Annotated in this window: 1 protein-coding gene; it reads left to right on the forward strand. The window is 70.1% G+C overall.

All coding sequences use genetic code 11. The annotated features are described in order from the left end of the window. Window positions 1-126 precede the first annotated feature (126 nt). Window positions 127-939 carry a nuclease-related domain-containing protein gene (locus tag D476_RS0125065; RefSeq protein ID WP_026123840.1) on the forward strand — a complete coding sequence of 271 codons (813 nt, stop codon included), beginning with the start codon at window positions 127-129 and terminating at the stop codon, window positions 937-939. Window positions 940-980 lie beyond the last annotated feature (41 nt).

Genomic DNA, 980 nt, shown 5'->3' on the forward strand with positions numbered 1-980 from the left:
GGCCGAAAGGTAAGCCTTCCCTGCTCTTACCCCGGGGACACGCGTGCGGCGGGAAGTGCCCGGGGAAGAAAAGTGTGAGTTTCGATGGACTAGGACTCGTATATGGATCGAACTACTCTTTCCATCGTGGAATCGGCAACCAGTGAGAAGGACGGCGCCCAGCGCCAGGAGGCGGCATCCCTGTCGCCCTTTTTCGTGTCGGCCGGAGCGGACTCCCGCTCCCGGAATTCGGCGGGCCCCGATGCCGTGGCCCGGACGACCTATGGCGACCTGCTCAATTCCAAGGACGCACGCCGCTGGGCCGTTCGCGGAGCCGCCGCGCTCCTGGCCGGCCTGGCGGCCGGACTCCTCACCGGCGACTGGCGCATCGGCGCCACCTTCGCCGCGGGCACCCTGGTCGGGCTCGCGGTGCACGCCGCCCGGCGCCAGTCCGAGGTGCCGCGGTGGCGCAAGCCCTCGATGGCCCAGCGGCGCACCGAGGCCCAGCTGCGGGTGATGAAGAAGGTGGGCTACCGGGTCCTGCACGCGCGCGGCGTGCCCGGCGGCAACGGGCAGATCGACCACTTCATCGTGGGGCGGCGCGGCGCGTTCGCCATCGACTCCGAGTCGTGGGACAAGCGCCTCCCCCTCCGCAACAAGCTGGAGAAGCTCTACCACGGGCGGTTCTCCAAGAACGAGCGGATCGACGAGGCCCTGGCCGAGGCGCGCGAGGCCCAGCGGCTGATCAGCGAGGAGCTCGGCCGGGATATCACGGTCCGCGCGGCGCTGGCGATCTACGGCCCCGGCATGCCCTGGGACAGCCACAACCTGCGCGGGGTGGACGTCATCCAGGGCCAGAAGGTCCGCAAGTGGCTGCGCTCGGGCAAGAGCAGGCTCACCGAGAAGGAGATCGAGGAGATTCACCAGGCCGCGGAGAAGGTGCTCCCTCCGCGGCACTGAACGGACACGACGGTACGGGCGGCACCGGGCGCGACCGGGCC

This window comes from Nocardiopsis chromatogenes YIM 90109 (genome assembly GCF_000341185.1).
GTDB classification, from domain to species: Bacteria; Actinomycetota; Actinomycetes; order Streptosporangiales; family Streptosporangiaceae; genus Nocardiopsis_A; species Nocardiopsis_A chromatogenes.